The following is a 24,977-nucleotide window of genomic DNA, read 5'->3' on the forward strand; positions in this document are numbered from 1 at the left end:
GCGGATGGGAGTCCGAGTAGGTGTACCCGGCCTCAATCGCCTTACCCACCACCAGATGTGACCCGGAGTAGCGTTTCCCGGCGAAGTGTTTAGCACTTCCGCGCCTGGCAAGCCTCGCCAGGTGACAGGAATCGTCGAAGCCGCCTGGCCCGGTCTGGTGTTGTTCGACCGGGACGGCACCCTGATCCGGGATGTCCCCTACAACGGGGATCCCGAACTGGTCGCGCCCATGCCGGGCGCCGCGGCCGTGCTGGCCCGGCTGCGTGCGCGCGGCGTCCGCACCGGGGTGGTCACCAATCAGTCCGGTGTCGCCAGAGGACTGCTGCGGGTGGCGCAGGTTTCGGCCGTGCACCGCCGGATCGAGGAACTGCTGGGGCCCTTCGACACCTGGCAGGTCTGTCCGCACGGGCCGTTGGACGGCTGCCGCTGCCGCAAACCGCAGCCCGGCATGATCCTGTCGGCCTGCGCCGAACTGGGTGTGCCGACCAGCGCCACCGTGCTCATCGGCGATATCGAGTCCGATGTGCGGGCCGGTCAGGCCGCCGGGGTGTACTCGATCCTGGTGCCGACCCCGGTCACCAGGGCGCATGAGGTCGCGCACGCGCCGGTGGTGGCCGCCGATCTGCCCGCCGCGCTGGACCTGCTGCTACCGGCGGAGGTCCGGCGATGAGCAGGGTGCTGGTGTGCAGGCTGGACAGTGCGGGCGATGTCCTGCTGGCCGGACCGGCCATCCGGGCGATCGCGCACGCCGCCGAGGTGGTGCTCCTGTGTGGACCGCGCGGTCACCAGGCCGCGCAGCTGCTGCCAGGGGTGCGGCGGATCCTGTGCTGGCATTGCCCGTGGATCGACGCCGAACCCGAACCCGTGCGCGCACCCGAGATCGAGTCCCTGGTGACCGCGGTGCGGGCGCTGCGGTGCGACCGCGCGGTCATCCTCACCTCCTTCCACCAGTCGCCGCTGCCCACCGCGCTGGTGTTGCGGCTGGCCGGGATCCCACATCTGACCGCGGCCTCGGTGGACTATCCCGGCGCGCTGCTGGACATCCGGCTGCGCCCCGGCGCGGACCTGGAGGAGGACCAGCCGGAGGCCGGGCGGGCCCTGGCCATCGCCGCCGCGGCCGGATTCCCCCGCCCACCAGCCGATGACGGCAGGCTGGCCGTCACCGGCTACCCGGACACCCGGGAACTGACCGGCCCGCCGGGCTACGTCGTGGTGCACCCAGGCGCGTCCGTGCCCGCCCGCGCCTGGCCGCCGTGGCGCTGCGCCGAGGCGGTCGCCGAACTCCTCCGGGCCGGCTACCGGGTCGTGGTCACCGGCGACCCTGGGGAGACCGCGCTGACCGCCTCGGTCGCGGCCGGACGCGCACTGGACCTGGGCGGCCGCACCAGCCTGCCGGAACTGGCCGGGGTGCTGGCCGGGGCCAGCGCGGTGGTGGCAGGCAACACCGGGCCCGCGCACCTGGCCGCCGCGGTGGGCGCCCCGGTGGTCTCGCTGTTCGCCCCGGTCGTGCCCGCGATCCGCTGGGCGCCGCCCGGCCCGCACGTGCTGCTGGGCGATCAGCACGCGCCCTGCCGGGACAGCCGCGCCCGGATCTGCCCGGTGCCCGGCCACCCCTGCCTGAACTCGGTGCCCGCCACCGCGGTGCTGGCCGCCGTCCGCGAACTGGCCGAGGTGGCGGCGTGAGCCGGGCGCTGCGGGTGCTGGTGTGGCATGTGCACGGCGGCTGGCTCAACTCCTTCGCCCGCGGCAGGCACCGCTACCTCATCCCCCGGCTGCCGGTCGGCGGCGAATGGGGCCTGGGCCTGGCCGGACGGGACCTGCCAGCGGCCACCGAGGCGCCGGTGGAACACCTGGCCGAGACCGACCTCGACGTGGTGGTGCTGCAACGACCGGAGGAGATCGAACTCGCGCAACGCTGGACCGGCCGCGCCCTCGGCCGCGAGTTGCCCGCGGTCTACGTCGAGCACAACACCCCGCCGATGGCCATCCGGGACGCCCGCCACCCCCTGGCCGACCGCCAGGACCTGCTGCTGGCCCACGTCACCCACTTCAACGACCTGATGTGGGACTGCGGCGCCACCCCCACCGTGGTGGTCGAACACGGCGTGCCCGACCCCGGCCACCGCTACACCGGGGAACTGCCGCACGCCGGGGTGGTGGTCAACGAACCGATCCGCCGGGCCAGGGTGGCAGGCACCGACCTGTTGCCGCGCTTCGCCGCCGCCGCGCCCCTGGACGTCTTCGGCATGGGCCTGGACGGACTCGGCGCCCACCTGGGGCTGGGCCCGGACCGGCTCACCGCCCACGGCGACCTGCCCGCCGCGGACCTGCACACCGCACTGGCCCGGCGCCGGGTCTACCTGCACCCCTACCGCTGGACCTCGCTCGGGCTGGCCCTGCTGGAGGCCATGCACCTGGGCCTGCCGGTGATCGGTCTGGCCGCCACCGAGGCGCCGCGCGCGGTGCCACCGGCGGCCGGGGTGCTCTCCAGCCGGGTGGAGGACCTGGTGACCGCGCTGCGCGCGCTCGTCGCCGACCCGGCGATGGCCCGCGAACTCGGCGCGGGCGCCCGCGAACACGCACTGGCACACCACGGGTTGACGGCCTTCGTCGACCACTGGGACCGAATCCTGACGGAGGTGACCCGATGAACATCGCCCTGATCTCCGAGCACGCCAGCCCGCTGGCCGCACTCGGCGAGGTCGACGCGGGCGGGCAGAACCTGCACGTGGCCGAACTGGCGGGCGCGCTCACCCGCCGCGGGCGCGCTCACCCGCCGCGGGCACGAGGTGGTCGTCTACACCCGCCGCGACGACCCCGGGCTGCCCGCGCGGGTGAGCGCCGAACCCGGCTACACCGTGGTGCACCTGGACGCCGGTCCACCTCGCTACCTGGCCAAGGACCAGCTGCTGCCGCACATGGGCGAGTTCGCCGAAGCGCTGCGCGCGCACTGGCGGCGGGACACCCCGGCGGTGGCGCACGCGCACTTCTGGATGTCCGGCCTGGCCGGGGAACTGGCCGCCCGCGAACTGCGGGTGCCCCTGGCGCTGACCTTCCACGCCCTCGGCGTGGTCAAGCGCCGCCACCAGGGCAAAGCCGACACCAGCCCGCCGGCACGGATCGGGGTGGAACGCGTGGTCGGGCGGGTCGCCGACCGGGTCATCGCCACCTGCTCGGAGGAGGTGTTCGAGCTGGTCCGCCTCGGCGTGCCCCGCAACCGGATCTCGGTGGTGCCCTGCGGAGTCGACCTCGAGCTGTTCGACCAGCTCGGCCCGGCCGCCCCGCGCAACCACCGGCGCCGGATCGTCTCGGTGGGCAGACTGGTGCCCCGCAAGGGATTCGACCTGGCCATCAGCGCGCTGACCACCGCCCCCGGCGTCGAACTGCTCATCGCCGGCGGCCCCGCGCAGGGCGGGCTGGCCGAGGACGCCGAAGCCCGGCGGCTGCGCGCGCACGCCCGCGACCTCGGCGTCGCCGACCGGGTCACCCTGCTCGGACAGGTGGCGCGCAAGGACATGCCGCACCTGCTGCGCTCGGCCGACGCGGTGGTCTGCGCCCCCTGGTACGAACCCTTCGGCATCGTGCCCCTGGAGGCGATGAGCTGCGCCCGGCCGGTCATCGCCACCGCGGTCGGCGGCCTCACCGACACCGTCGTCGACGGCGTCACCGGCCTGCTGGTGCCACCCCGCGACCCGGACGCGCTGGCCAGGGCGATCCGCGCGGTCACCGGCGATCCCGCGCTCGCCCAGCGACTCGGCGTCGCCGGCCAGGACCGGGTGCGCGCCCGCTACGGCTGGGACCGGATCGCCGCGGACACCGAACGCGCCTACGAACGCATCCCCGGTGTGCTGGCCACCGCGGAGCTGGCCGTGGGGGAGGGGCGATGAGCGGCGAGCTGATCGGCGGCCACCTCGACGGCCTGCGCCAGACCCTGGACCAGTTGCGTGGGCAGGCACCGCTGCTGCGCCGCTGGGGCCGGGTGCTGGCGCACCGGCTCAGCGGCGGGCACCGGCTGCTGGCCGCGGGCAACGGCGGCTCCGCGGCCGAAGCCCAGCACCTCACCGCCGAACTCGTCGGCCGGTTCCGGGAGGACCGCAGGCCCTTCTCCGCCATCGCGTTGTGCGCGGAGACCGCCAGCGTCACCGCCATCGGCAACGACTACGGCTACCAGGAGGTCTTCGCCCGCCAGGTGCACGCGCACGCCGGCCCGCTGGACATCGTGCTGCTGCTCTCCACCAGCGGCCGCAGCCCCAACCTGCTGCGCGCGGCCGAAGCCGCCCGCGAGGTCGGCGCCACCTGCTGGGCCTGCACCGGCCCCACCCCCAACCCGCTGTCCGAGCTGGCCGGGGAAACCCTTGCCCTGCAAGGACCCAGCCCCCACGTGCAGGAGGCGCAGCTGGTGTTCGTGCATCTGCTGTGCACCGCCTTCGAGGCCGAACTGGCCACCATGGACACCCTGGCGGGCCGGAGGGTGTCATGAGCCTGGTGGTGCTCGGCGACTCGCTGCTGGATGTCGACCTGGACGGCAGGGCCGCCCGGCTCTGCCCGGACGCCCCGGCCCCGGTGCTCGACCTGGACGGCAGGCGGGACCGGCCCGGCGGCGCGGCACTGGCCGCCAGCCTGGCCGCCGCCGACGGCGAAGCGGTGACCCTGGTGACCGCCCTGGCCGCCGACGCCGAGGCCGACCGGCTGCGCGCCACCCTGACCGGAGTGTCCACTGTGGCCGGTGCACTGCCCGGCTCCACCACGGTGAAGGCCAGACTGCGCGCCGAAGGGCGTTCGCTGGCCCGCCTGGACTACGGCCACAGCGCCCGGCCCCCGGCCACCGAGGACATGCTCGACGCGGTCGCCTGCGCCACCGCCATCCTGGTCTCCGACTACGGCCGCGGCCTGACCGAGGACCCCCGGCTGCGCGCGCTGCTGACCAGCCAGGCCCGCCGGATCCCGGTGGTGTGGGACCCGCACCCGCGTGGCCCCGACCCGGTGCCCGGGGTGCGCCTGGCCACCCCGAACCGCGCCGAGGCGCTGGCCGCCGCGGGCGCCGAGGACGAGTACGAGGCCGCCGCCCGGCTGCGGCGACGCTGGCGGGCCGGCGCGGTCGCGGTCACCCTCGGCGCCGGAGGCGCGCTGCTCGACCACGGCGGCACCCCGGTCGCCGTGCCCGCCCCGCCGGTCACCGCGCTGGACCCGTGCGGCGCGGGCGACCAGTTCGCCGCCGCCGCCACCGCCGCGCTGCACCGGGGCGCCGCGGTGGACGAGGCGGTGGCCGCCGCGGTCGAGCAGGCCGCGGACTTCCTGGCCAGGGGCGGCGCCGCCGGACACCGCGAACCACCCCCCGCCGAGTCCACTGTGGACGGACTGCTGCGGTCGGTGCGGGCCAGGGGCGGCACCGTGGTGGCCACCGGCGGCTGCTTCGACCTGCTGCACGCCGGACACATCCGGATGCTCGCCGCCGCCCGCAGGCTCGGCGACTGCCTGGTGGTGTGCCTGAACTCCGACGATTCGGTGCGCCGACTCAAAGGCCAGGGCCGCCCGGTGAACCCCGCGCGGGAACGCGCCGAGCTGCTGCGCGCGCTGACCAGCGTGGACGCGGTGGTGATCTTCGAGGAGAACACCCCGGCCCTCGCGCTGGCCCGGTTGCGGCCGGATGTGTGGGTCAAGGGCGCCGACTACTCCGCGGACACCCTGCCCGAGGCCGGGCTGCTGCGCGACTGGGGCGGGCACGCGGTGGTCGTGCCATACCACTCCGGCCGCTCCACCAGCAGGCTGGTCGAGGCCCTGGACCGGATGAGGTGAGGAGAGCACAGGTGAACGAGACAGGCAGGATCCTGGTGACCGGCGGCGCGTCCGGGCTCGGCGCGGCCGTGGCCCGCGCGGTGCACGAGGCAGGCGGGGTGGCCCTGGTGCTCGACCGGGTCCAGCCACCCGATGACGTGCCTGCCAAGGAGTTCCTCGCGGTGGACCTGGCCGACACCGCGGCCGCCGAACACGCCGTGTCCCGGCTGGCCGAACGGGCGGGCGGACTGGACGGCATGGTCACCGCGGCCGGCATCGACAGCTGCGGCCCACTGGATGAGGTGTCCACAATGGACTGGGAACGGGTGGTGCGGGTCAACCTGTTCGGCACCGCCGCCGTGGTGCGCGCCGCCCTGCCCTACCTCAAGGTCAGCGGCGGCCGGGTCATCACCGTGGCCTCCACCCTGGGACTGCGCGCGGCGGGCGACGCGACCGCCTACTGCGCCTCGAAATTCGGCGTGGTCGGCTTCACCCGCGCGCTGGCGATGGAGACCGCGGGCACGGTCGGGGTGACCCTGCTCATCCCCGGCGGGATGCGCACCGCGTTCTTCGACAGCCGCGCGCAGCAGTACCGGCCGGCCGATGACAGCATGCTCAACCCGCCGGAGCGGGTCGCCGAGGCGGTGCTGTTCGCGCTGGGCCAGCCCGCGGGCTGCCAGCTGCGTGAACTCGTGGTCTGCCACGACCAGGAGCCGTCCTGGCCGTGAGCACGGCGCGAGCGCGGGCCGGGAGCCGATCGCTCCCGGCCCGCGTACCCGCGTTCAGTCGCCCCTGGCCTTGGCCGTCTTGCGGTTGTTGGCCTTCTTGATCGCCTCGACGAGCTGCTGCTTGGACATACTGGAGCGGCCGCTGATGTCCAGTCGCTTGGCCACCGAGTACAGATGTTCCTTGCTGGCGTTGGCATCCACCCCTTCGTGCGTGCCCACGCTCTTCGACCCGGCCGAACGCCGGGCCTGCCGGTCCGAGGGACCCTTGCCCTTCTTGGGCTCCCAGTGGTCGCCGACCTTCTCGAAGGAATGCTTGAGCGCGGAGAACGCGGTCCGGTGCGCCCGCTCGCCCTCACCATAGGACTTGACCGCCGAGTCATGCGCCTTGATCCAGGTCTGCTGGGCCTTCTTCGGCGAACGCTCCAGCGTGCTGGGCAGTTCCTGCCTACCGGGCATGATCATCACCTCCGTGCCAGGGATTCCCCGTGCCAGACCGGGTGAAACGGCCGCGCCCGGGTAACCGGGCCCCATGACCAGCACCGCCACCCCGCCCTGCCTGGACATCCGCAGCCCCCTGGACGGCGCCCCGGTGGGCACGCTGCCCATCGCCGGGGCGCACCAGCTCACCGCGGCCCTGGCCGCCGCCCGCACCGCCCAGCACGCCTGGGCCCGCACCAGTCCCGCGGAGCGCGGCGCCGCACTGCACACCGCGGCCACAGCCCTGCGCGCCCGTGCCGGGGACCTGGCCGCCGTGCAGCGCGCCGAGACCGGCAGGCCCCTGGCCGAGGCGCTCGGCGGCATCGAGGCCGGGGCGGCCACCCTGGACCAGTACGCCGAACTCGGCCCGCTGCGCGGCGGCCGGACCCTGCTGGGGCAGTGGCACGCCACCGACTTCACCATGCCCGAACCACGCGGCCTGCTGCTCGCCCTGACCCCGTGGAACGACCCGGTAGCGGTGGCCTGCGGTCTGCTCGGCGCCGGCCTGGTCACCGGCTGCGCGGTGCTGCACAAGCCCAGCGAACGCTGCCCGCACACCGGCGCCCTGCTCGGTGAGATCCTCGCCGACGGCCTGCCGGCCGGGGTGCTGCACACCCTGCTCGGCGACGCGCGCACCGGCGCCGCCCTGGTGCGCGCCGGAGTCGACGTGATCGCGCACGTCGGCGGCAGCGCGGCCGGCCGGCTCATCGCCCGCGACGCCGCGGTCACCGGCGCGAAAACCCTCCTGGAGAACGGCGGCAACGACGCCCTCATCGTCGACGCGGACGTCGATCCGGCCTGGGCCGCCGGACAGGCCGCGCTGGGCGCCTTCACCCACCGCGGCCAGCTCTGCACCGCGGTGGAACGGATCTACGTCCACCAGGCCATCGCCGCCCGCTTCCAGGACGAACTCCTGCGCCAGGCCAGGGACTGGCCCGCCGATCAGCCCCTGGTCGACCGCCGCCACCGCGACCAGGTGCACGCCCAGGTGAGCGCGGCGGTCCAGGCCGGCGCCACCCTGCTGCTCGGCGGCGAGATTCCCGACGGTCCGGGCGCGTTCTATCCGACCACCGTGCTCACCGGCTGCACCGAGGACATGGCCGTGCTCACCGAGGAGACCTTCGGCCCGGTCGCGGCGATCCGGATCGTGCCAGGGTTCACCGAGGCGATCCGGCTGGCCGCCGCCGACCGGCACGGCCTGGCCGCCACCGTGCTCACCAACAACCTCGGCCACGCCCAGTTCGCCTGGCGGGAACTGCCGGTCGGCACCGTCAAGATCAACGCGGTGTTCGGCGGCGCGCCCGGCGGAGCGGCCCAGCCGCGCGGGGCCAGTGGCGAGGGCTTCGGCTACGGACCGGAACTCCTGGACGAACTGGTCACCACCAAGGTCGTCCACTTCGAACCCGCCCCGCCATCGGGAGCGCGCTGACCGGGGAAAACGTGGTTCGAGCCGGTGTCAAACGGGTACTGACCCAGCATGAGCGAACCGGAGGCCGACGACGAGGAACGGTTGACCCGCAACCTCAACGAGTTGCTCCAGGAACTACGGGTGGCCCAGGCCGGGGTGCAGATCCTGTTCGGCTTCCTGCTCTCGATCACCTTCACCGAACGCTACACCCAGGTCGACATCTCGATCCGGATCACGCACCTGATCACGATCCTGTTCGCTGGGGCCGCGGTCGCCCTGCTGACCGCGCCCGCGGCCTGGCACCGGGTGCTGTTCCGGCGCGGCAAACGGGAGCGGATCATCAGCGCGGCCAACAGGTTCACCGTGCTCGGCCTCGGCGCGCTGGCCTTCGCGCTGACCGGCACGGTGCTCCTGCTCGGCGAGGTGATCATGGGTGGCTGGGCCGGTATCGCCCTCGGCGTGGTCGCCGCGATCGGGTTCGGCGTGCTGTGGTTCCTGGTGCCCCTGCGCCATCGCTGATCACCTGGCGCTCACCCGGAAAGTCTCCAGCTCCGGATCCGCGGAGTCCGGGATGTACATGCCCGCGGCCAGTCCGGTGCGCAGGTAGTCCACCACGTCCTGGGTGATCCGCTCACCGGGCAGCACCGCGGGCACCCCCGGCGGGTAGGGGCTGATCGTCTCCGCGGCGATCCGCCCCGCCGCCTTGGCCGCGGGCACGTCCTCGCACGGCCCGAAGAAGGCGTCCCTGGGCAGCTCGACCTGGTCCAGTTCCAGCTCACCCGGCGCGGGCAGGTCGATCGGCCTGGCCCGCGGCAGGTCCTCGGCGGCCTCGACCAGCGCCTGCACCGAGGACACCAGGATCTCCGCGGTCGACTCGTCGTCGGCCACGGTGAACTGCGCGGCGAAGCGGCGATGATCGGAGAGTCCGACCTCGACGTTCCGGTTCTCCCGCAACCACTCCGAGGCGGTGTAGCCGCTGATGCCCAGTTCCTGGAGATCGACCACCAGTTTGAGCGGGTCCTGATCGTCGGCGCGGCCAGGGCCGACGAAGTCCGCGCGGCCCATCACCCGCACCCCGCGCAGGGCCGCGAGCCGCTCCCGCGTCCAGGCGGACAGTTCCAGGGCCTTGTCCAGCAACGCGTGCCCGTGCTCGTGCATCTGCCGCCGCCAGCCGTCCAGGCCACCGAAGATCAGCGCGGACGGACTGGTCGTGTTCAGCAGATCCGCCCGCGCGGCCAGCACCTTCGGATCCACCCGGTCACCCTGCAGGTGATACACCGAACCCTGCTCCAGGCCGGCGCCCATCTTGTGCACGCTGGTCACACACAGGTCGGCGCCCGCGTCCATGGCCCAGGCGGGCAAATCGGGGTGGAACGGCAGGTGCGCGCCCCACGCCTCGTCCACGATCAACGGCTTGCCGTGCTCGTGGCACAGCTTCGCCGTCTCCTCGATCGCCGCGCAGGCCCCGTAATCGGTGGGCGTGATCAGCAGCATGCCCTTGGCGTCGGGGGCCCGCGCGAAGCCCTCGGCCACCGCCGCCGGGCCGGGCGGGTGGGCGAGCTGCCATTCCGGATCCCACCGCGGGTGCACCCACACCGGCCGCACACCGCTGATGATCAACCCGGCGATCACCGACTTGTGCGCGTTGCGGGAGATCAGCAGCTCCTCGCCGGGGCCTGCCACGGTGATGATGCACGCCTTGACCGAGAGCGAACTGCCGCAGGTGGAGAAGTAGGCCAGGTCCGCGTCCACCGCGTCGGCCATCAGCTCCTCGGCCTCGGTGAGGATCTCCTGGCTCATCCGCCGGTCGTCGACGCCGTTCATCATGATGATGTCGGCGGCGAAGAGGTCCCGGCCCAGCACGTCGAGGACCCGGGGGTCCACGCCCCGGCCCTGTTTGTGGCCGGGCGGCAGGAAGGTCATCGGGTTGCGTTCCCGGTGCGCGCGCATCGCCTCCAGCACCGGCGCGCGCGAGTGGTCCGGTGTGGCGCTCATCGCACCGCCCTCGGCGCCAGCAGCGCGCCCATGGCCACCATGCCCAGCCCGAGACCCAGGTGCAGCCAGTCGTCGGCGGCGTTGAGCGGCACGAAGTTCAGCGCGCTGTCCTTGTCCACGACCAGGCCGTAGACCCACAGCAGCAGATAGATCAGGCCACCGCCGATGAGGAAGCCGCGGGCGCCACCGGGGGTGCGGGCCAGCAGCAGCCCGGCCACCCCGAAGAGCAGGTGCACGATGTTGTGCAGCACCGACACCGCGAACACCCCGAGCAGCAGGGCCTGGGAGTGGTGGCCTGCCACGAGCAGGTCGTCATAGTTGGTGGTCACCCCCGGGATGAAGCCGAGCACGCCGACCGCCACGAACACGATCGCCACCAGGACGGCCGCGGCCTGCGCCGCGGTGCGCACCGGAGCGCTGGTCGCCGCTTGCGCCATGGTTCTCACCTCGCCGATCTCGATTGTTCCGACCTGCCCCGGCTACCCGGTGCCCATCGGGGCAAACGGCGGTTGAGGCCACCCGACCAGGGGAATCCGACGGCATGAGCGAGCATCAGGGCGCGGTCATGCCCAGTGAGGCGGACAAGCGCCCATCCTTCTTCGACCGGTTCGCCACCAGGGTCAACACCTTCGTGTCCCGGGCCTGGTTCTTCGCGCTGTGCCTGGCCATGGTGGTCATCTGGGCGCCGTCCTACTTCCTCTTCGACACCGCCGACACCTGGCAACTGGTGATCAACACCTTGACCACGATCGTCACTTTCCTGCTGGTCGCCCTGTTGCAGAACACCCAGACCCGTTCCGACGACGCGATCCAGCAGAAACTCAACGCGATCGCCGACGCGCTCTCGGATCTGATGACCCGGCAGGACCAGGAGGGCGAGGCCAGGGAACTGCGGCTCGCGGTGGGCCTGGAGCAGCGGGAGGGCAGCTGAGATGCCCAGATACCCGGGTGCGAAGCCGCCGTCCGGAGCCGGTCTCGACGAGCTGCGCACCGCCGTGCGCGGCTGCCGCGGCTGTGACCTCTACCGCGAGGCCACCCAGGCCGTCTTCGGCGACGGCCCCGGCGCGGCCAGGGTGGTGTTCATCGGCGAGGCGCCCGGCGACCAGGAGGACAAGGCGGGCGAACCCTTCGTCGGACCGGCCGGACGGTTGCTGGACAAGGCCCTGCACGAAGCGGGGATCGACCGCGCCGAGGCCTATGTGACCAACGCGGTCAAGCACTTCAAGTTCCAGCGGGACGCCCGCGGCACCCGCCGCATCCACCAGAAGCCGAACCGGTCCGAGGTGGTGGCCTGCCGCCCGTGGCTGCTCGCCGAACTCGGCGTGCTGCGCCCGGAGCTGGTGGTGTGCCTGGGCGCCACCGCCGCCCAGTCGGTGCACGGCGCCGCCTTCCGGCTGACCGCGCACCGCGGCGAACTCCTCGACCTGCCTGCCGAATTCGATCTGCCCGTGCGGGTGCTGGCCACCCAGCACCCCTCGGCGGTGCTGCGCGCGCCCGACCGGGAGGCCGCCTTCGCCGCGCTGGTCGAGGACCTCGCGGTGGCCGCGACCGCGCTCAGCCGCGCCGGCTGAGCGCGAACCGCAACGCGAAATGGTTGAGCACACTGGGCAACGGGTGCTCCGGCCGCAGGTGCGCCCTGCTCAGCAAGCCGATCTCGTGCTCCCGGCGCAGTGTGGCGAGCACCTGGGTGGTCAGGAACAGCACCAGGTTCCGGCCGGGGCACACCGCGGGCCCGTCGCTGAAGGGCACCAGCGCGCCGTGGAACTGCGCGGTGCCGTCCCGCCAGATCTCCGGGGTGAACCCGGCCGGGGCGCGGTGCAGGTACGGCGTGAACAGGATGATCGTGCTGCCAGCCGGGATGTCGTGCCCGCCCAGGCTGGTGTCCACTGTGGAATCCCGCAGGATCAGCGGTGTGGTCGGCCACAGCCGCAACGACTCCAGCACACAGCCACGCAGATACGGTAGTTCCCAGTAGCTGTCCGGGCTGGCCCCGGCGGATTCGGCCAGGGCCTTGAGTTCCTGCTCCGGATGGGTGGCCAGCAGCGCCAGGGTGCGGAAGATCGCGATACCGGCCGCGTCGAAGGCGAACAGCCAGTGCGCCACCTGGGATTCCGGGTGGATCTCGGGCCCCGGCCGGGTTTCGGCGATCCGGGCGGCCAGACTGCCGGGCTGGGCCCGCTCGATCGTGCCGCGCAGCTGCCGCAGGAACAGTTCCCGGTGCCTGCTCTCCCTGGGGTGCAGCCAGGACCAGTTCCCGGCGCGGCGCAGGGCGAAGAGCCGGTCGGTGAGCAGGTGGTCCTCGGCCGCGCCCGCGCCGAGCACCACCTGGCGGACCAGTCGCCACCATTGCCGGGTGAAGGTGGGCCAGTCCAGTTCGGGCCGCGCCAGCAAGGGGGCCATGGTGTCCTGGACGATCGCGGTGAAGTCCGCGGCCTGCGGGTGCACCGGTCGCGGGGTGTCCAGCACCTCTTCGGTGAACTCCCGCCTGCGTGCCCGCGCTCGCGCCGGGGAGATCAGCAGACCCTCGGGTTGGAACTGCCCGAGCGCGTGCCGCTTCTCCAGGTTCGCCGGGGTGAACGGTTCGGGGGAGCGCGCTAGGGCCTCGTGCGCGTCGGCGGAGTCCAGTGGCAGCACCAGGTTCCGGCCCGGCACCCGCAGTCGCAGTGGCGCGTCGCCGTAGCGGGCGCGCAACCGGGTCAGCAGGGTGACCGCGTGCCGGTCGGCGTCGAGCCGCTGCGCCAGCGCGACCGCGCGGGGCCGCCGGATCACCGCGCCGCGCGCCACGATCGGCAGCAGCACCAGCGCCAGCACCTTCGCGGTGTCCACAGTGGATAGTCGGGTCAGCGTCTGGTTCTCGGTGGTGGTCAAGACTTCCTCCGCACCATGCCCTCGTCGGCGGCTTCCAGGATGATCCGTTGCGAACGGCGGCCGGTGGTGAGCAGCCAGCCCCATTGGGCCAGCACCGCGATCCGGTTGCGCCAGCCCACCAGGAAGGCCAGGTGCACCGCGATCCAGGCCGCCTTGCCGAGCAGGCCGCGTAGTTTCAGTCCGCGCAGGTCGGCCACGGCGTCACCGGGGGAGACGGTGGCCATGGTGCCGCGATCGCGGTAGCGGAACCGGGGCGGCGCGGGCCGCTCACCGAGCCGGGCCCGGATCACCTCGCCGACGTGAGCGCCCTGCTGGATGGCCGGTGCGGCCAGTCCGGGCAGATCGTCCAGGTTGGCCAGATCGCCGACCGCGAAGATCTCGGGATGACCCGGCAGTGAGCAGTCCGGCTCGACCTTGATCCGGCCCTTCTTGTCGGTGGGCGCCTCGGTGGCCTTGACCAGCTGATCGGCGAAGTCGGCAGGCCGGACCCCGGCCGCCCAGATCACCGTCCGCGCGGCCAGCCGCCCTTCGCGCTCGTCCTTGGCGCGCAACAGCACGCCCTCCTGGTCGACCTCGGCGACCATCCGGTTGAGCACCACCTCCACGCCGAGCTTGCCCAGCGTCTTCGCGGTGTGCGCGCGCAACGGTTCGGCGAAGGGCGGCAACACGGTGTCCACCGCGTCGATCAGCACCACCCGCGCCGAGGCCGGGTCGATATCGCGGAACTGGCGCCGCAGACCGCGGCGGGCCATCGCGGCCACCTGCCCGGCCAGCTCCACCCCGGTCGGCCCGGCGCCGACGATCGCGATGGTCAGCCACCGGGCCCGCTCGGCGGGGTCGTGCGCGTTGGCGGCGTTCTCGAAGGCGGTGAGCAGCCGGGACCGCAGCCGCACCGCATCGGAGAGGGTCTTCATCGGCAACGCCACCTCGCGCCACTGCTCATGGCCGAAGTAGCTGTCCGCGGATCCGGCGGCGACCACGAGACTGTCGTACTCGACCACCTCGTGCCGACGGTCGGGCAGTTCCACCCGGACGGTGCGGGCCCGCGCGTCCAGTTCGGTCGCGGTGCCCAGCACCACCCGCGCGTTGCGTTGCCCGCGCAGCACATCACGCAGGGCCGGTGCGATGTCGCCGGGGGCGAGCAGCGCGGTGGCCACCTGGTAGAGCAGGGGCTGGAACAGGTGGTGGTTCATCCGGTCGATCAGCACAACGTCCACATCGGACTTGCGCAGCGCGCGTGCCGCGGCCAGCCCGCCGAACCCTCCGCCGACGATGACGACTCGATGTCTGGTGGCGTTCACCAGGACCGGATACCCCGGCCGCCGCCGGTCGAAGCGTCAGCCGCCCGGCGCCTTGTCCGGCTCGCTCGCCCCGTGCTCGGCCACCCAGTCCGTCAGGCTGGGCAGTGGCCGTACCGCGGGTCCCTGGATGACCGAGCCGTCCAGCCCGAACCGCGAGCCGTGGCAGGGACAGTCCCAGGTCTGCTCCCCGTCGTTGAAGGCCACCAGGCAACCCAGGTGGGTGCAGCGCGCCCCGACCGCGCACAGTTCGCCGCCGGGCCTGCGGTACGCGGCCACCGCCCTGGTGCCGACCGTGGTCACCTTCGCCTGGCCCTCGGGCAGCTCGGCGAGTCCACCGGCGGCCGCGGCCGAGACCCGGTCACCGACCAGCCGCGCGGCCACATGCGCGTTGGTTTTGAGGAAAGTGGGCGCGGACTGGGTCAGGGTGGTGCGCAGCGGGTCGAACAGCTCGGCGTGCGGATTGGCCACCCCGGCGATCAGATCCCGCAGGATCAGTCCGGCCAGGGTGCCGTTGGTCATGCCCCAATGGCCGAATCCGGTGGCCACCCACACCCGTTTGGTGAACGGGTGGAACCGGCCGACATAGGGCAGACCGTCCGGAGTGGACAGATCATGCGCCATCCACCGGTACTGGATCTCCCGCAACCCGAACCGTTCCCGCGCCCAGGCGGCGAGCCGGTCGAACCGCGCCCCGGTGTTCTCCCCGTCGTCGACCAGATGCCCCTCGCCGCCCACGATCAGCAGCTCCCCGCCATCGGGCAGTGGCGCGGTGCGCACCGAATGCGCGGTGTCCACATCCAGGTACATCCCCGCCGGACCCGCACCCGGCCCGGCCACCACCAGATCGCGGCGCGGCTGCAACCGGGGGAAGAACGCACCCCGGTCGAAGATCGGGTAATGCGTGGCCACCACCACGTGCTGAGCCCGGATCCGCCCCTCGGTGGTGGTCACCACGCACGGATCGCCCTCGGTCAGCGCCAGTGCCCGCACCCCGGTGTGCACCGAGCAGCCCGCGCCCGGCAGCAGCGCGGCCAGGCCGAGCAACCAGCGCCGCGGGTGGAACTTCGCCTGCTCCGGCAGCCGCACCGCGCCGGCCACCGGGAAGGGCAGCTCGGTCTGCTCGGCGAAACTGGCAGGCAGCCCGGCCTCGGTCGCCGCGGTGGTCTCGGCACGCAACAGCGGCACGCTCTCCGGCCGTTCGCTGTAGAGCACGCTGGTGGCGCGGGTGAACTCGCAGTCGATGCCCAGCCGCGCCGAGGTGCCGGCCAGCCACTCCAGGGCCACGGTCTGGGCGCTCGCGTAGGCGTGCGCGGTGCCGGCGCCGAAGCTCCGGCGCAGCCGCTGGTGGATCGGCCCGTGCTGTCCGCTCACCTTGGCCGTGGTGTGCCCGCTGACCCCGGCGGCCAGCTGTCCGGCCTCGATCAGCGCGACCCGCAGGCCAAGCTGTTTCAGCAGGTAGGCGGTGGTGATTCCGGCGATTCCGGCACCCAGCACCACCACATCGGCCCGCTCGGGCAGCGCCGCCCGGTCCTGGGCGGCCCGCGCGGTGCTGGAGATCCAGTACGAGACGTTGGGCATGCTCCCAGTTACCCGGGAGCTGCCCGGCCAACCCTGGTCAGACGGGTGACACCGGTTCGCTCACCCGTCCGGCGCCCGCGGTCAGCGCCCGGCCCGCCGCCATCCGGTCCATCCCGTCGGGCCAGCTGGACAACAGCACCACCACGTACTGGTGATCGCCGCCGACCAGCCCGGTGGTGTGCACCATGGTCCGCTCCGCGCTGCTGCCCCAGCCCTGCTTGATCGCCCACCGGGCGCCCTGCATGCCGTCCGGGATGCCGAAGTGCTGGTCGAAGCCGTCCGCGGCGGCGCGCGGGGCCGCGGCCATCGCCGCGGTCAGCAACCGCCGGTGTTCCCGGGAGGCCACCGCGGAGATATGCCGGTACACCAGCGCGACATCGTGCGCGGTGAGCTGGGTGTCGCCCCACTGCCCGGCCTTCTTCGGCGGCCGCACCCCGCCCAGCTTGAGCTTGTCGGCCATCCGCTGCACGATCTGCGGCCCGCCCTGCGCGGTCCACAGCGCACTGGCCGCGTTGTCGTCGCTGACCGTCAGCATCCGCTCCACCAGGTCCTCGGCCGCCTCGCCCTGCCGCTCCAGCGCGTCCAGCGCGATCAGCAGTTTCACCACCGAGGCCGAGGCGAACCGCTGCTGTGCGTTCACCCCGGCCACCACCTGGCAGGAGGACAGGTCGACCACCTCGTAGCCGATGCTCACCCCGCGTCCGGCCTCCTCCACCGCCTTGCGCACCGCGGCCCCCGACCCGGTCGGATTCCCCGGCGCGGTCAGCGGCCCGGTGCACCCGGTTCGCCACGGATCCCGCCCGAACGAGGTGATCAGCACCGTGGCCACCACCGCGACAACCAGCCCCACCGGCAGCCACAGACGTACTCGCATGCCGTCTCTACGCCGAAAGCACCAACCTGGTTGCAACGGAAATCACTTGCCCGATCCCGGACACTGACCCCATGGCGATCTTCCTGACCACCGAACGCCTGGTCCTCACCGTCCCGGCCCCCGCCGACCTCCCCGACGTGATCGCCCTGCACAGCGATCCGGCGGCCATGCGCTACCTCAGCGCACCCCAGACCGCGGCCGAGACCGAAGCGGGCTTCGCCACCAGGATGAGCCGCGGCTACCCAGACGACCTCGGCTACTGGATCGCCCGCCGCCGCGAGACCGGCCAGTTCCTCGGCTGGTTCGAGCTGTACCCCAGCGAGGCCGACCCCGCGGTCGTCGAACTCGGCTACCGCCTCACCACCGCCGCCTGGGGCCAGGGCCTGGCGAGCGAGGGGTCGATCGCGTTGGTGGACAAGGCTTTTCGCGAGCACGAGGTCCGGATGATCACCGCGAACACCATGACGGTGAACGCGGGGTCGCGGCGGGTGATGGAGAAGGCCGGGCTGCGGTTCGTGCGCACGTTCTTCGCCGAGTGGGACGGCGAGGAGATCGACGGCAGCGAGCAGGGCGACGTCGAGTACCAGCTCACCAGGGAAGAGTGGGCAGCCTCGGCAAACCCCGCCGCCCAACCCTGACCCGCCCGCCGCCCGCCGAGGCCGCCCGCCGTCGCCTGCTGCCGCTGCCCGTCGCCCCGCCGCCCGGCTCCCGGTCGGCGGGTAGCGGACCGCCGCCCCCGATCGCTCGTTCAGTCCGCCGCGCGCTCGGCCACCGGCCGCCGCCGGCGCCCCGGCTCCAGTGACGGCGGCTGCCAAGCCCCGTCCGCCCGGTACAGGTCCGTCCCGGGCGGCACGATCTCGTCGATCCGGTCCAGGGTCGCGTCGTCCAGGACCAGCCCGGCGCCCTTGGTCAGCGACTCGAACTGCTCCATCGTGCGCGGCCCGATGATCACCGAGGTCACCGCAGGGTGCGCGGCGGGGAAGGCCACCGCCAGTTCCGGGAGGGTCACGCCCAGGTCCTGGGCCAGTTCGGCCAGCTTCTCCAGGGCGTCGAACTTGGCCGCGTTCTCCGGCAGGGACGGGTCGAAGCGGAACGGGGTCAGCGCGGCCCGGCCGGTGCCCAGGTCCACCGGCTGGTTCTTGCGGATCTTGCCGGAGAGGAAACCGGAGGCCAGTGGGCTCCAGGTCAGCACGCCCATGCCGTAGCGCTGCGCGGTGGGCAGCAGGTTGGTCTCCACGCCCCTGGCCAGCAGCGAGTATGGCGGCTGTTCGGTGCGGAAGCGGTACAGGCCCCGGCGCTCGGCCACGTGGTGGGCCTCGGCGATGTCCTGGGCCGGGAAGCTGGAGCAGCCGAAGGCGCGGATCTTGCCCTGGCGGACCAGATCGGTCAGCGCACCCAGGGTTTCCTCGATGTCGGTGCTCCGGTCGGGGCGGTGCACCTGGTACAGGTCGATCCAGTCGGTGCGCAGACGGCGCAGGCTGTCCTCGATCGCGCGGGTGATCCAGCGCCGGGAATTGCCGCCCCGGTTGGGTCCCTCGCCCATCGGGAAGTGGAACTTGGTGGCCAGCACCACGTCCTCGCGCCGTCCGGCCAGGGCCTTGCCGACGATCTCCTCGGACTCCCCGGTGGAGTACATGTCCGCGGTGTCCACGAAGTTGATGCCGGTGTCCAGGGCGGCGTGGATGATCCGGGCGCTGTCGCCGTGATCGGAGTTGCCGACCGCGCCGAACATCATCGCGCCGAGGCAGTGCACGCTGACCTCGATGCCGGTCCCGCCGAGTGTGCGGTAACGCATAAGTGCTGCTCCCCAGTCTGGTGATCTCTGCGCCGGACCCTAGGTGCTGGAGCGGACTCCAGGTCAACCCCATGATATGTTTGACTCAGTCAACGAACTAGTAGACTGGGGCAACGATGACGAGTGTGCGGCAGGAGCGGATCACCGCGGTCCGGGCCTTCACCCGGTGCTACACCGCGCAGCTGGGCGTGCTCGACGAGGGCCTGCTGAGCACCCCGTACACACTCACCGAGGCCCGGGTGCTCTTCGAGCTGGGCCAGCGCGCCACCGTGGACGTGGCCGGCCTGCGCCGCGACCTGGCCCTGGACGCCGGCTACCTCAGCCGCATCGTCGGCCGCTTCGCCGCCGACGGACTCCTGACCAGGGAGAAGTCCGCCGCCGACGCCCGCCGCCAGGTGCTGCGCCTGACCGAAGCCGGCCGCGCCGTCTTCGCCGACCTGGACGCCCGCTCGGCCGAGCAGGTCCTGGGCCTGCTCGGCGAACTCTCCGAAGCGGACCAGGAACGCCTGGTGACGGCCATGAACACGGTGCGCGAAGTGCTGGCGCCCACCCGTGCACGCCCACGCACGGTGGTGCTGCGCGCGCTGCGCCCCGGCGACTACGGCTGGGTGATCAGCCGCAACGCCGTGCTCTACGCCGAGCAGTTCGGCTGGGACCAGAGCTACGAAGCCCTGGTCGCCAAGATCATCGCTGATTTCGCGGGTTATCACGACCCTTCCCGGGAGGCTGGCTGGATCGCCGAGGTCGACGGCGAACCGGTCGGCTGCGTGTTCTGCGTGACCGAGGACGAGCACACCGCCCGGCTGCGGCTACTGCTGGTCGAACCGAGCGCCCGGGGCCTGGGCATCGGCTCCCGCCTGGTGGAGGAATGCCTGCGTTTCGCCGAACGCGCCGGCTACTCGGCGATCACCCTGTGGACCAACGACGTCCTCACCTCGGCCCGCAAGATCTACCAGGAGTTCGGGTTCGAGCTGGTCAGCGAGGACAAGCACCGCAGCTTCGGCCAGGACCTCACCGGCCAGACCTGGACCCGGCCACTGCCGGTACGGGTAGCTCGCTGAGCGGCACCGCCCCGGCGAGGGCCTGGTGGCCCGCGTCGCTGGGGTGTAACCAGTCGCCGCTGTGCGACTCCGCCCGTAATCGGGCCGGATCAGCCGGATCCCGCACGGCCGCGTCGAAATCGACCACCCCGTCGAAGAGCTGACCGGACCGGATCCGCTGATTCACCTGCTGCCGTAAGGATTCCCTGGCCGCGGTGAACCTGGCCGAGCCCTTGAACGGGGTGATCGTGCCGCCGAGCACCCGGATGCCGCGGGCGTGCGCGGTGGCCACGATCCGTTGGTAGCCCTGCCACAACTCCGCCAGGGTGGGCGGGTCGTCCTGCCGGATGTCGTTGGTGCCTTCCAGGAGGATCACGGTGCGCACCCCGGCCCTGTTCGCGATGTCCCGCTGCGCGCGGGAGATCCCGGCGGGTCCGTAGCCCGGGTTGTCCACCAGGACCTTGTTGCCGCTGATCCCGGCGTTGACCACACCCAGCCTGCGATCCCGCGCGGCGAGCCGGTCCGGCCAGCGGTGGTTGGCGCCGACCGCGGACCCGGCGCCGTCGGTGATCGAGTCGCCGAAGGCCACCACCGCGCCGCCGGGGGCGTCGACCTCCACATCGGAGAGGAAATACCAGGAGGTGGTGCTGCGGGTGAACACCGCCGGATCCAGCGCCCCGGACTGGTCCCCGGCGGCCAGGTGGTTGTGCGCGTAGGCCGCCCGGTGCCGGGTGGCCAGACCCGGCGGGCGGTCCAGGAACATGCTCACCACCAGATCCGAACCCGCCACGACGGTGAACGGCAGCGGATCGCTCACAGCCATTCCGCCCGCGGCCACCGAGACCGATCGCCGACCGCCGAAGGTCAGCTCGCGCGGAGTGCCGACCGGTCGGCGTGGGCTGGCGGCGCTGGCCACCGCGACGGTGACCCGGCCGAAGCGAGCCGCCCCGTCTCCGTACACATTGGACAGTCGGATCCGGACCGTCGCCCCGCCGACGCTGGTGTGCGGGAAATGCCGGACGGTGTAGCTCGGCCAGGTGGACAGTTCGGCGCTGCCCTCACTCATGGCCGTGCCCCAGGTCGCGACCCAGTGGGCAGCCGTCCGCGCGGGCGCGACGGCCTGCGCCACCGGTGCCGACAACAACGTCAGCACCGCGGCCAGCAGGGCAGCCGGCATCGCTGCCCGCGCCGATGTCCACGCCCGCATGTCACACCGCCCGCGCGATCGCGATATTGCCGCCGAGGCGATCCCCGGCCTCGTAGAACATGTACTCCCGCCCACCGTCGGAACCGAAGGACGGGGCCGCGGAGCGACCGTTGTCCGGTGCGGTGCTCAGCGGCGTGTGGAAGGCGCCCAGTTGTTTGCGCCGACTGAAGTCCTTGCCTACCTCGGTGATCCGCATCCCGCCCTGATCGGTGTGGTAGACGACGTAGGCGGAGTCGTTGCGGAACAACACGTGCGGCCCGGACAGGTTGGTCCGCCCGACCTCTTCCGGCCGGATCAGCGGTTGCTGGTCGAAGCTCCAGTTCCGGCCGTCGGCCGACCAGCCCCAGCCGATCGACCGCCGGTTCGCGGTGGTATTGATCATGAAGACCATGACGTAGTTCGCCCCGCGCGCCGGGATGCTGTGCTCGAACACCCTGGCGTAGCTGGTCTCCCTGGTGCCGGCGGGCAGCATGTCGGTGGACAGCACGATCTTGTCGTAGCGGAAGGTGATGCCGTCGGCGGAGCGGGCCAGCCGGGTGGTGGTGTTCTCCCCGTGGAAGTACAGCCACATCTCCCTGGCCTGGCTGTTCCACAGCACGTGCGGGCTGGACACGTGCGTCACGAAGTCGTAGTGCGGCGGCCATTCCCGCCGCACGAGTGGATTGCCGCCGTACTCCCGGAACGGGCCCTCCAGGGAGTCGGCGTAGCTCAGGCAGATCCCGCCGGGGGCGTCGTGCGGAGCGTAGTAGAGGTAGAAGCGGCCCAGCGGAGTGGCGATCCGGCCCGCGGTGCCGCGCACACACGGGAAGATCACCTCGCGGCGGGCCGGGGGATAGGTCAGCGTGGCCTTGTCGAAGGCCAGCTTCAGGTAGCGGTAGTCGGGGAAGCCGCCAGGGGCCGCGGCGGCCGGACCCGGCGCCGCCACGCCGCCGAGTGCGGTCGCGGAGCCCGGGACGGGTAGCCCGCCGAGCACGGCGGCCGAACCCAGTGCGGCGGCGCCGCCAAGCAGGGTGCGGCGGGAGAAGGTCGCCGGGTGGTGCGCGGTGTCGTCCATGTCGTTCGCTCCTTTGCGAAACCACGGCGTTGGCGGGGGAGTGTTCTCGGCCCATACCGGCCGGTCAAGGACCTAATACGTATTAGTACTGCGTTCTGACCCATTTCGGTCAGCGCCTTGACGGGCAAGGCCGGTGCTGACGACAGTTCGGTGCTAATCCGCATTAGCGCTGGAGATCCGGAGGTGCCGGTTGGCCGCGAGAGGACGCAGACGGCCGTCGCAGTCGGATGTGGCCCGGCTGGCCGGGGTCTCCCAGACCACGGTGTCGCTGGTGCTCAGCGGCAACAAGTCCGGCATCTGCCTGGCCGAGACCACTCGCCGCCGGGTACTGGCCGCCGCGCAGACCCTGGGCTACGCGCCCGATCCGGTGGCGACCCGGCTCGCCTTGGCCCGCAACAACATCCTCGGCCTCTACACCTTCACCGCGACCTTCCCCACCGGCGTCGAACACTCCTACTATCCCTCGCTGGCCGGGGTGGAGGCCGAGGCCGCCGCCCAGGGCCAGGACGTGCTGCTGTTCACCGGTTCCAGCGGCACCGGTCAGGACATCCTGCGCCGGGTCCGGGTCGCCGACGGCTGCCTGTTCCTGGGCAGGCACGTGCCCGAGGACCAGCTCGCCGTGCTGCTCGCCGAGGACTACCCGTTCGTCCACATCGGACGCCGGGACGAGCTGGACGGCCGCATCCCCTACGTCGGCGCGGACTACGTCAGTGCCGCCGCTGAGGTCGTGCACGGCCTGCACGCCCTGGGGCACCGGCACTTCCGCTACGTCCGGGAGCGGGACGAGGCCCCGTCCTCGGCCGACCGTGAACTCGGCGTCCGCCGGGCCGCCGCGGCCATCGGCGCCGACCACGACGGCCTGGTGCACCGCGCCGACGCCGCCGGGATCACGCCCGGACTCCTCGCGAGCTGGCTGGCCGCGGGCGTCACCGCGCTGGTCACCGAGGAGACCGACACCGGAGCCGTGTTCACCGCCCTGTCCAGGGCACTGGACACCCTCGGCGCGGATTGCCCTGGCGCGGTGTCCCTGGCCCTGCTCGGTGCGCCACCGGTCACCGGCTGGCGGGACCGGCGGATCAGCGGCTTCACCGTGCCCCGGCAGGAGATGTCCCGCGCCGCGGTCCGGCTGCTGGTCGACCTGGTCACCGGGGCGGATCACCCACCGCACCAGCACCTGCTGCCGTGCCCGCCGCGCACCGGCGACACCACCGGTCCGGCACCCCATCGCTGACTCCTTCCGAAAGGCCCTGAGCATTGTCCGAGCGTGAAACAGAGATCCTGGTCGTCGGCGGCGGCCTCGGCGGGGTCGCCGCGGCCCTGGCCGCCACCCGGGCCGGGCACACCGTGGTGCTGACCGAGGAGACCGACTGGATCGGCGGCCAGCTCACCGCGCAGGCCGTGCCACCGGATGAGCACCCGTGGATCGAGCGCTTCGGGTGCACCGCGAGCTATCGCGAACTACGCGAGGGCATCCGCGCCTACTACCGGCGCGCCTACCCGCTGCGCGCCGAGGCACTCCGGCAGCGCGAGCTGAACCCGGGCGCCGGGCGGGTCAGCAAACTCTGCCACGAACCGCGGGTCGCCCTGGCCGTGCTCCAGGAGCTGTGCCAGCCGCAGCTCGCCGCCGGACTACTGACCATCCTGTTGCGGCACAAGCCGATCCGCGCGCACGTGCACGGCGACCTGGTCGAGGCGATCACCCTCGCCGGGCCGGACGGCGCCGAGATCACCGTGCGCGCCGCCTACATCCTGGACGCCACCGAATCCGGCGACCTGCTGCCGATGGCCGGCGTCGAACACGTCACGGGGGCCGAGGCGGCCGCCGAACACGATGAGCCGCACGCGCCCGATCTCGCTGATCCACTGAACCTCCAAGGCATCACCTACTGCTTCGCGTTGTCCCACCACCAGGGCGAGAACCACGTCATCGACCGGCCGGAGATGTACTCGTTCTGGCGCACCTACCGGCCGGAGTTCTGGCCCGGCCCGCTGATCGGTTTCAGCGCACCGGATCCACGCACGCTCGAACCGACCGAACGCACCTTCCGGCCCAACCCGGACACCGATCCGCTCGCGGTCAGCGCGGACCAGAGCGCGGACGCCGGAGACAAGGAGCTGTGGGGCTTCCGGCGCATCCTCGCGCGCGGCCTGCACCAGCCCGGCAGCTTCGACTCCGACATCACCCTGGTCAACTGGCCACTCAACGACTACTGGCTCATGCCCGCACTGGAGATCGACGGCGGGGTCGACGCCGCGGAAGTCCGTACTGCCCTGCACGAGGCCAAGCAACTGTCGCTGTCCGTACTGTACTGGCTGCAGACCGAAGCTCCACGCCACGACGGCGGAACCGGCTTCCCCGGACTGAAGCTGCGTAACGACATCACCGGAACGGCTGACGGACTCGCGAAAGCACCATATATCCGCGAATCCAGGCGCATCCGTGCCAAAAGGACAGTCACCGAACGTGATGTGGCCCTGGAACTGGTCGGTCCGGCCGGTGGCACCAGGTACCCGGATTCGGTCGGCATCGGCAGCTACCGGATCGATCTTCACGCCTCCACCGGCGGGGACAATTACCTTGACGTGGCAAGCGTTCCGTTCGAGATCCCGCTCGGCGCGCTGCTGCCGCAACGGGTCCGGAACCTGCTCCCGGCGGCGAAAAACCTGGGCACCACGCACATAACGAACGGCTGCTTCCGACTCCACCCCGTCGAGTGGAATGTGGGAGAGGTTTCCGGGCACCTGGCGGGCTTCTCGCTACGCAACGGAGTCGAACCGCACCAGGTGCACGCCGAAACCAAGCTGCTGGAGAGCTTCACCCAGGAACTGGACCGCGCCGGCGTCGAACGCCGCTGGCCGGACATCCGCGGGTACTGA

At 72.4% G+C, this 24,977-nt stretch carries 25 protein-coding genes; 15 read left to right on the top strand and 10 right to left on the bottom strand.

The window, feature by feature from the left end; translation table 11 throughout:
- Window positions 1–121: 121 nt before the first annotated feature.
- The 7 genes from ACTOWY_RS18550 (at window position 122) to ACTOWY_RS18580 (ending at window position 6,503) form a co-directional block, all read left to right on the top strand.
- Complete coding sequence (locus ACTOWY_RS18550) at window positions 122–670, top strand: D-glycero-alpha-D-manno-heptose-1,7-bisphosphate 7-phosphatase (RefSeq protein ID WP_441310892.1); 549 nt, start codon at window positions 122–124, stop codon at window positions 668–670.
- Complete coding sequence (locus ACTOWY_RS18555) at window positions 667–1,683, top strand: glycosyltransferase family 9 protein (RefSeq protein WP_441310893.1); 1,017 nt, start codon at window positions 667–669, stop codon at window positions 1,681–1,683. The genes ACTOWY_RS18550 and ACTOWY_RS18555 overlap by 4 nt, the downstream gene beginning before the upstream one ends.
- The gene (locus ACTOWY_RS18560) at window positions 1,680–2,651 is read left to right on the top strand and encodes a glycosyltransferase (RefSeq protein WP_441310894.1); all 972 of its coding nucleotides are present in this window, start codon (window positions 1,680–1,682) and stop codon (window positions 2,649–2,651) included. Before ACTOWY_RS18555 ends, ACTOWY_RS18560 begins: the two co-directional genes overlap by 4 nt.
- Window positions 2,652–2,789: 138 nt before the next feature.
- Entirely contained in the window at window positions 2,790–3,887 is a 1,098-nt protein-coding gene (locus tag ACTOWY_RS18565; protein WP_441310895.1) for a glycosyltransferase, read from the top strand.
- Window positions 3,884–4,480 carry a D-sedoheptulose-7-phosphate isomerase gene (locus ACTOWY_RS18570; RefSeq protein ID WP_441310896.1) on the top strand — a complete coding sequence of 199 codons (597 nt, stop codon included), beginning with the start codon at window positions 3,884–3,886 and terminating at the stop codon, window positions 4,478–4,480. Before ACTOWY_RS18565 ends, ACTOWY_RS18570 begins: the two co-directional genes overlap by 4 nt.
- Complete coding sequence (locus ACTOWY_RS18575; RefSeq protein WP_441310897.1) at window positions 4,477–5,796, top strand: PfkB family carbohydrate kinase; 1,320 nt, start codon at window positions 4,477–4,479, stop codon at window positions 5,794–5,796. The genes ACTOWY_RS18570 and ACTOWY_RS18575 overlap by 4 nt, the downstream gene beginning before the upstream one ends.
- An 11-nt stretch (window positions 5,797–5,807) precedes the next feature.
- Window positions 5,808–6,503: an SDR family oxidoreductase gene (locus ACTOWY_RS18580; RefSeq protein ID WP_441310898.1), complete on the top strand. Its 696-nt coding sequence runs from the start codon at window positions 5,808–5,810 to the stop codon at window positions 6,501–6,503.
- A 54-nt stretch (window positions 6,504–6,557) separates the two neighbouring features.
- On the opposite strand, the gene ACTOWY_RS18585 is transcribed toward ACTOWY_RS18580, so the two are convergent.
- Complete coding sequence (locus ACTOWY_RS18585) at window positions 6,558–6,959, bottom strand: ChaB family protein (protein ID WP_441310899.1); 402 nt, start codon at window positions 6,957–6,959, stop codon at window positions 6,558–6,560.
- Window positions 6,960–7,032: 73 nt separating this feature from the next.
- On the opposite strand from ACTOWY_RS18585, the gene ACTOWY_RS18590 reads away from it, so the two are divergent.
- Window positions 7,033–8,409 (top strand): aldehyde dehydrogenase family protein, encoded by a 1,377-nt coding sequence (locus ACTOWY_RS18590; protein WP_441310900.1) that lies wholly within the window; start codon window positions 7,033–7,035, stop codon window positions 8,407–8,409.
- Between the two features lie 48 nt (window positions 8,410–8,457).
- The gene (locus ACTOWY_RS18595) at window positions 8,458–8,907 is read left to right on the top strand and encodes a DUF6328 family protein (protein ID WP_441310901.1); all 450 of its coding nucleotides are present in this window, start codon (window positions 8,458–8,460) and stop codon (window positions 8,905–8,907) included.
- Here the strand turns inward: ACTOWY_RS18595 and ACTOWY_RS18600 are convergent, their stop codons facing one another.
- A complete protein-coding gene (locus tag ACTOWY_RS18600; RefSeq protein ID WP_441310902.1) occupies window positions 8,908–10,383 on the bottom strand; it encodes an aminotransferase class I/II-fold pyridoxal phosphate-dependent enzyme in 1,476 nt (491 codons plus the stop codon).
- Window positions 10,380–10,820, bottom strand: coding sequence for a DUF4383 domain-containing protein (locus ACTOWY_RS18605; protein ID WP_441310903.1), 441 nt, complete (start codon window positions 10,818–10,820; stop codon window positions 10,380–10,382). The genes ACTOWY_RS18600 and ACTOWY_RS18605 overlap by 4 nt, the downstream gene beginning before the upstream one ends.
- Window positions 10,821–10,924: 104 nt before the next feature.
- On the opposite strand from ACTOWY_RS18605, the gene ACTOWY_RS18610 reads away from it, so the two are divergent.
- Window positions 10,925–11,314, top strand: a complete 390-nt coding sequence (locus ACTOWY_RS18610) for a low affinity iron permease family protein (RefSeq protein ID WP_441310904.1) — start codon at window positions 10,925–10,927, stop codon at window positions 11,312–11,314.
- Window position 11,315: 1 nt separating this feature from the next.
- Window positions 11,316–11,954 carry a UdgX family uracil-DNA binding protein gene (locus ACTOWY_RS18615; RefSeq protein WP_441310905.1) on the top strand — a complete coding sequence of 213 codons (639 nt, stop codon included), beginning with the start codon at window positions 11,316–11,318 and terminating at the stop codon, window positions 11,952–11,954.
- Here the strand turns inward: ACTOWY_RS18615 and ACTOWY_RS18620 are convergent.
- From ACTOWY_RS18620 to ACTOWY_RS18635, 4 genes are read right to left on the bottom strand one after another with little or no spacing between them, the layout of a single operon-like run.
- Complete coding sequence (locus ACTOWY_RS18620) at window positions 11,938–13,251, bottom strand: cytochrome P450 (RefSeq protein ID WP_441310906.1); 1,314 nt, start codon at window positions 13,249–13,251, stop codon at window positions 11,938–11,940. The genes ACTOWY_RS18615 and ACTOWY_RS18620 overlap by 17 nt on opposite strands.
- A complete protein-coding gene (locus tag ACTOWY_RS18625; protein ID WP_441310907.1) occupies window positions 13,248–14,552 on the bottom strand; it encodes an NAD(P)/FAD-dependent oxidoreductase in 1,305 nt (434 codons plus the stop codon). Before ACTOWY_RS18625 ends, ACTOWY_RS18620 begins: the two co-directional genes overlap by 4 nt.
- Window positions 14,553–14,588: 36 nt before the next feature.
- Entirely contained in the window at window positions 14,589–16,130 is a 1,542-nt protein-coding gene (locus ACTOWY_RS18630) for an FAD-dependent oxidoreductase (protein WP_441310908.1), read from the bottom strand.
- 37 nt (window positions 16,131–16,167) lie between these two features.
- Window positions 16,168–17,004: a serine hydrolase gene (locus ACTOWY_RS18635; protein ID WP_441310909.1), complete on the bottom strand. Its 837-nt coding sequence runs from the start codon at window positions 17,002–17,004 to the stop codon at window positions 16,168–16,170.
- Window positions 17,005–17,075: 71 nt separating this feature from the next.
- On the opposite strand from ACTOWY_RS18635, the gene ACTOWY_RS18640 reads away from it, so the two are divergent.
- Window positions 17,076–17,642, top strand: a complete 567-nt coding sequence (locus ACTOWY_RS18640; protein ID WP_441310910.1) for a GNAT family N-acetyltransferase — start codon at window positions 17,076–17,078, stop codon at window positions 17,640–17,642.
- Window positions 17,643–17,752: 110 nt separating this feature from the next.
- On the opposite strand, the gene ACTOWY_RS18645 is transcribed toward ACTOWY_RS18640, so the two are convergent.
- Entirely contained in the window at window positions 17,753–18,799 is a 1,047-nt protein-coding gene (locus ACTOWY_RS18645) for an aldo/keto reductase (protein WP_441310911.1), read from the bottom strand.
- A 116-nt stretch (window positions 18,800–18,915) separates the two neighbouring features.
- On the opposite strand from ACTOWY_RS18645, the gene ACTOWY_RS18650 reads away from it, so the two are divergent.
- Entirely contained in the window at window positions 18,916–19,860 is a 945-nt protein-coding gene (locus tag ACTOWY_RS18650) for a bifunctional helix-turn-helix transcriptional regulator/GNAT family N-acetyltransferase (protein ID WP_441310912.1), read from the top strand.
- Here ACTOWY_RS18650 and ACTOWY_RS18655 read toward each other — a convergent pair.
- Together ACTOWY_RS18655 and ACTOWY_RS18660 are read right to left on the bottom strand one after the other, a co-directional pair.
- A complete protein-coding gene (locus tag ACTOWY_RS18655; RefSeq protein ID WP_441310913.1) occupies window positions 19,811–21,016 on the bottom strand; it encodes an SGNH/GDSL hydrolase family protein in 1,206 nt (401 codons plus the stop codon). The genes ACTOWY_RS18650 and ACTOWY_RS18655 overlap by 50 nt on opposite strands.
- 31 nt (window positions 21,017–21,047) lie before the next feature.
- Complete coding sequence (locus ACTOWY_RS18660) at window positions 21,048–22,100, bottom strand: hypothetical protein (protein ID WP_441310914.1); 1,053 nt, start codon at window positions 22,098–22,100, stop codon at window positions 21,048–21,050.
- A gap of 190 nt (window positions 22,101–22,290) precedes the next feature.
- Here ACTOWY_RS18660 and ACTOWY_RS18665 point away from each other — a divergent pair, with 190 nt between their 5' ends.
- Window positions 22,291–23,331 (top strand): LacI family DNA-binding transcriptional regulator, encoded by a 1,041-nt coding sequence (locus ACTOWY_RS18665; RefSeq protein ID WP_441310915.1) that lies wholly within the window; start codon window positions 22,291–22,293, stop codon window positions 23,329–23,331.
- 23 nt (window positions 23,332–23,354) lie between these two features.
- Window positions 23,355–24,977: an FAD-dependent oxidoreductase gene (locus tag ACTOWY_RS18670; RefSeq protein WP_441310916.1), complete on the top strand. Its 1,623-nt coding sequence runs from the start codon at window positions 23,355–23,357 to the stop codon at window positions 24,975–24,977.

The sequence above is a fragment of the Crossiella sp. CA198 genome (assembly GCF_052078295.1).
Lineage (GTDB): Bacteria > Actinomycetota > Actinomycetes > Mycobacteriales > Pseudonocardiaceae > Crossiella.

What these genes read in the sequence shown, in the direction of transcription:
- ACTOWY_RS18650 (WP_441310912.1), top strand. Translation starts at nt 18,916, where the DNA reads ATGACGAGTGTGCGGCAGGAGCGGATCACCGCGGTCCGGGCCTTCACC.
- ACTOWY_RS18605 (WP_441310903.1), bottom strand. Translation starts at nt 10,820, where the DNA reads ATGGCGCAAGCGGCGACCAGCGCTCCGGTGCGCACCGCGGCGCAGGCC.
- ACTOWY_RS18635 (WP_441310909.1), bottom strand. Translation starts at nt 17,004, where the DNA reads ATGCGAGTACGTCTGTGGCTGCCGGTGGGGCTGGTTGTCGCGGTGGTG.
- ACTOWY_RS18630 (WP_441310908.1), bottom strand. Translation starts at nt 16,130, where the DNA reads ATGCCCAACGTCTCGTACTGGATCTCCAGCACCGCGCGGGCCGCCCAG.
- ACTOWY_RS18660 (WP_441310914.1), bottom strand. Translation starts at nt 22,100, where the DNA reads ATGGACGACACCGCGCACCACCCGGCGACCTTCTCCCGCCGCACCCTG.
- ACTOWY_RS18640 (WP_441310910.1), top strand. Translation starts at nt 17,076, where the DNA reads ATGGCGATCTTCCTGACCACCGAACGCCTGGTCCTCACCGTCCCGGCC.
- ACTOWY_RS18590 (WP_441310900.1), top strand. Translation starts at nt 7,033, where the DNA reads ATGACCAGCACCGCCACCCCGCCCTGCCTGGACATCCGCAGCCCCCTG.
- ACTOWY_RS18595 (WP_441310901.1), top strand. Translation starts at nt 8,458, where the DNA reads ATGAGCGAACCGGAGGCCGACGACGAGGAACGGTTGACCCGCAACCTC.
- ACTOWY_RS18655 (WP_441310913.1), bottom strand. Translation starts at nt 21,016, where the DNA reads ATGCCGGCTGCCCTGCTGGCCGCGGTGCTGACGTTGTTGTCGGCACCG.
- ACTOWY_RS18555 (WP_441310893.1), top strand. Translation starts at nt 667, where the DNA reads ATGAGCAGGGTGCTGGTGTGCAGGCTGGACAGTGCGGGCGATGTCCTG.
- ACTOWY_RS18610 (WP_441310904.1), top strand. Translation starts at nt 10,925, where the DNA reads ATGAGCGAGCATCAGGGCGCGGTCATGCCCAGTGAGGCGGACAAGCGC.
- ACTOWY_RS18575 (WP_441310897.1), top strand. Translation starts at nt 4,477, where the DNA reads ATGAGCCTGGTGGTGCTCGGCGACTCGCTGCTGGATGTCGACCTGGAC.
- ACTOWY_RS18600 (WP_441310902.1), bottom strand. Translation starts at nt 10,383, where the DNA reads ATGAGCGCCACACCGGACCACTCGCGCGCGCCGGTGCTGGAGGCGATG.
- ACTOWY_RS18585 (WP_441310899.1), bottom strand. Translation starts at nt 6,959, where the DNA reads ATGCCCGGTAGGCAGGAACTGCCCAGCACGCTGGAGCGTTCGCCGAAG.
- ACTOWY_RS18645 (WP_441310911.1), bottom strand. Translation starts at nt 18,799, where the DNA reads ATGCGTTACCGCACACTCGGCGGGACCGGCATCGAGGTCAGCGTGCAC.
- ACTOWY_RS18615 (WP_441310905.1), top strand. Translation starts at nt 11,316, where the DNA reads ATGCCCAGATACCCGGGTGCGAAGCCGCCGTCCGGAGCCGGTCTCGAC.
- ACTOWY_RS18570 (WP_441310896.1), top strand. Translation starts at nt 3,884, where the DNA reads ATGAGCGGCGAGCTGATCGGCGGCCACCTCGACGGCCTGCGCCAGACC.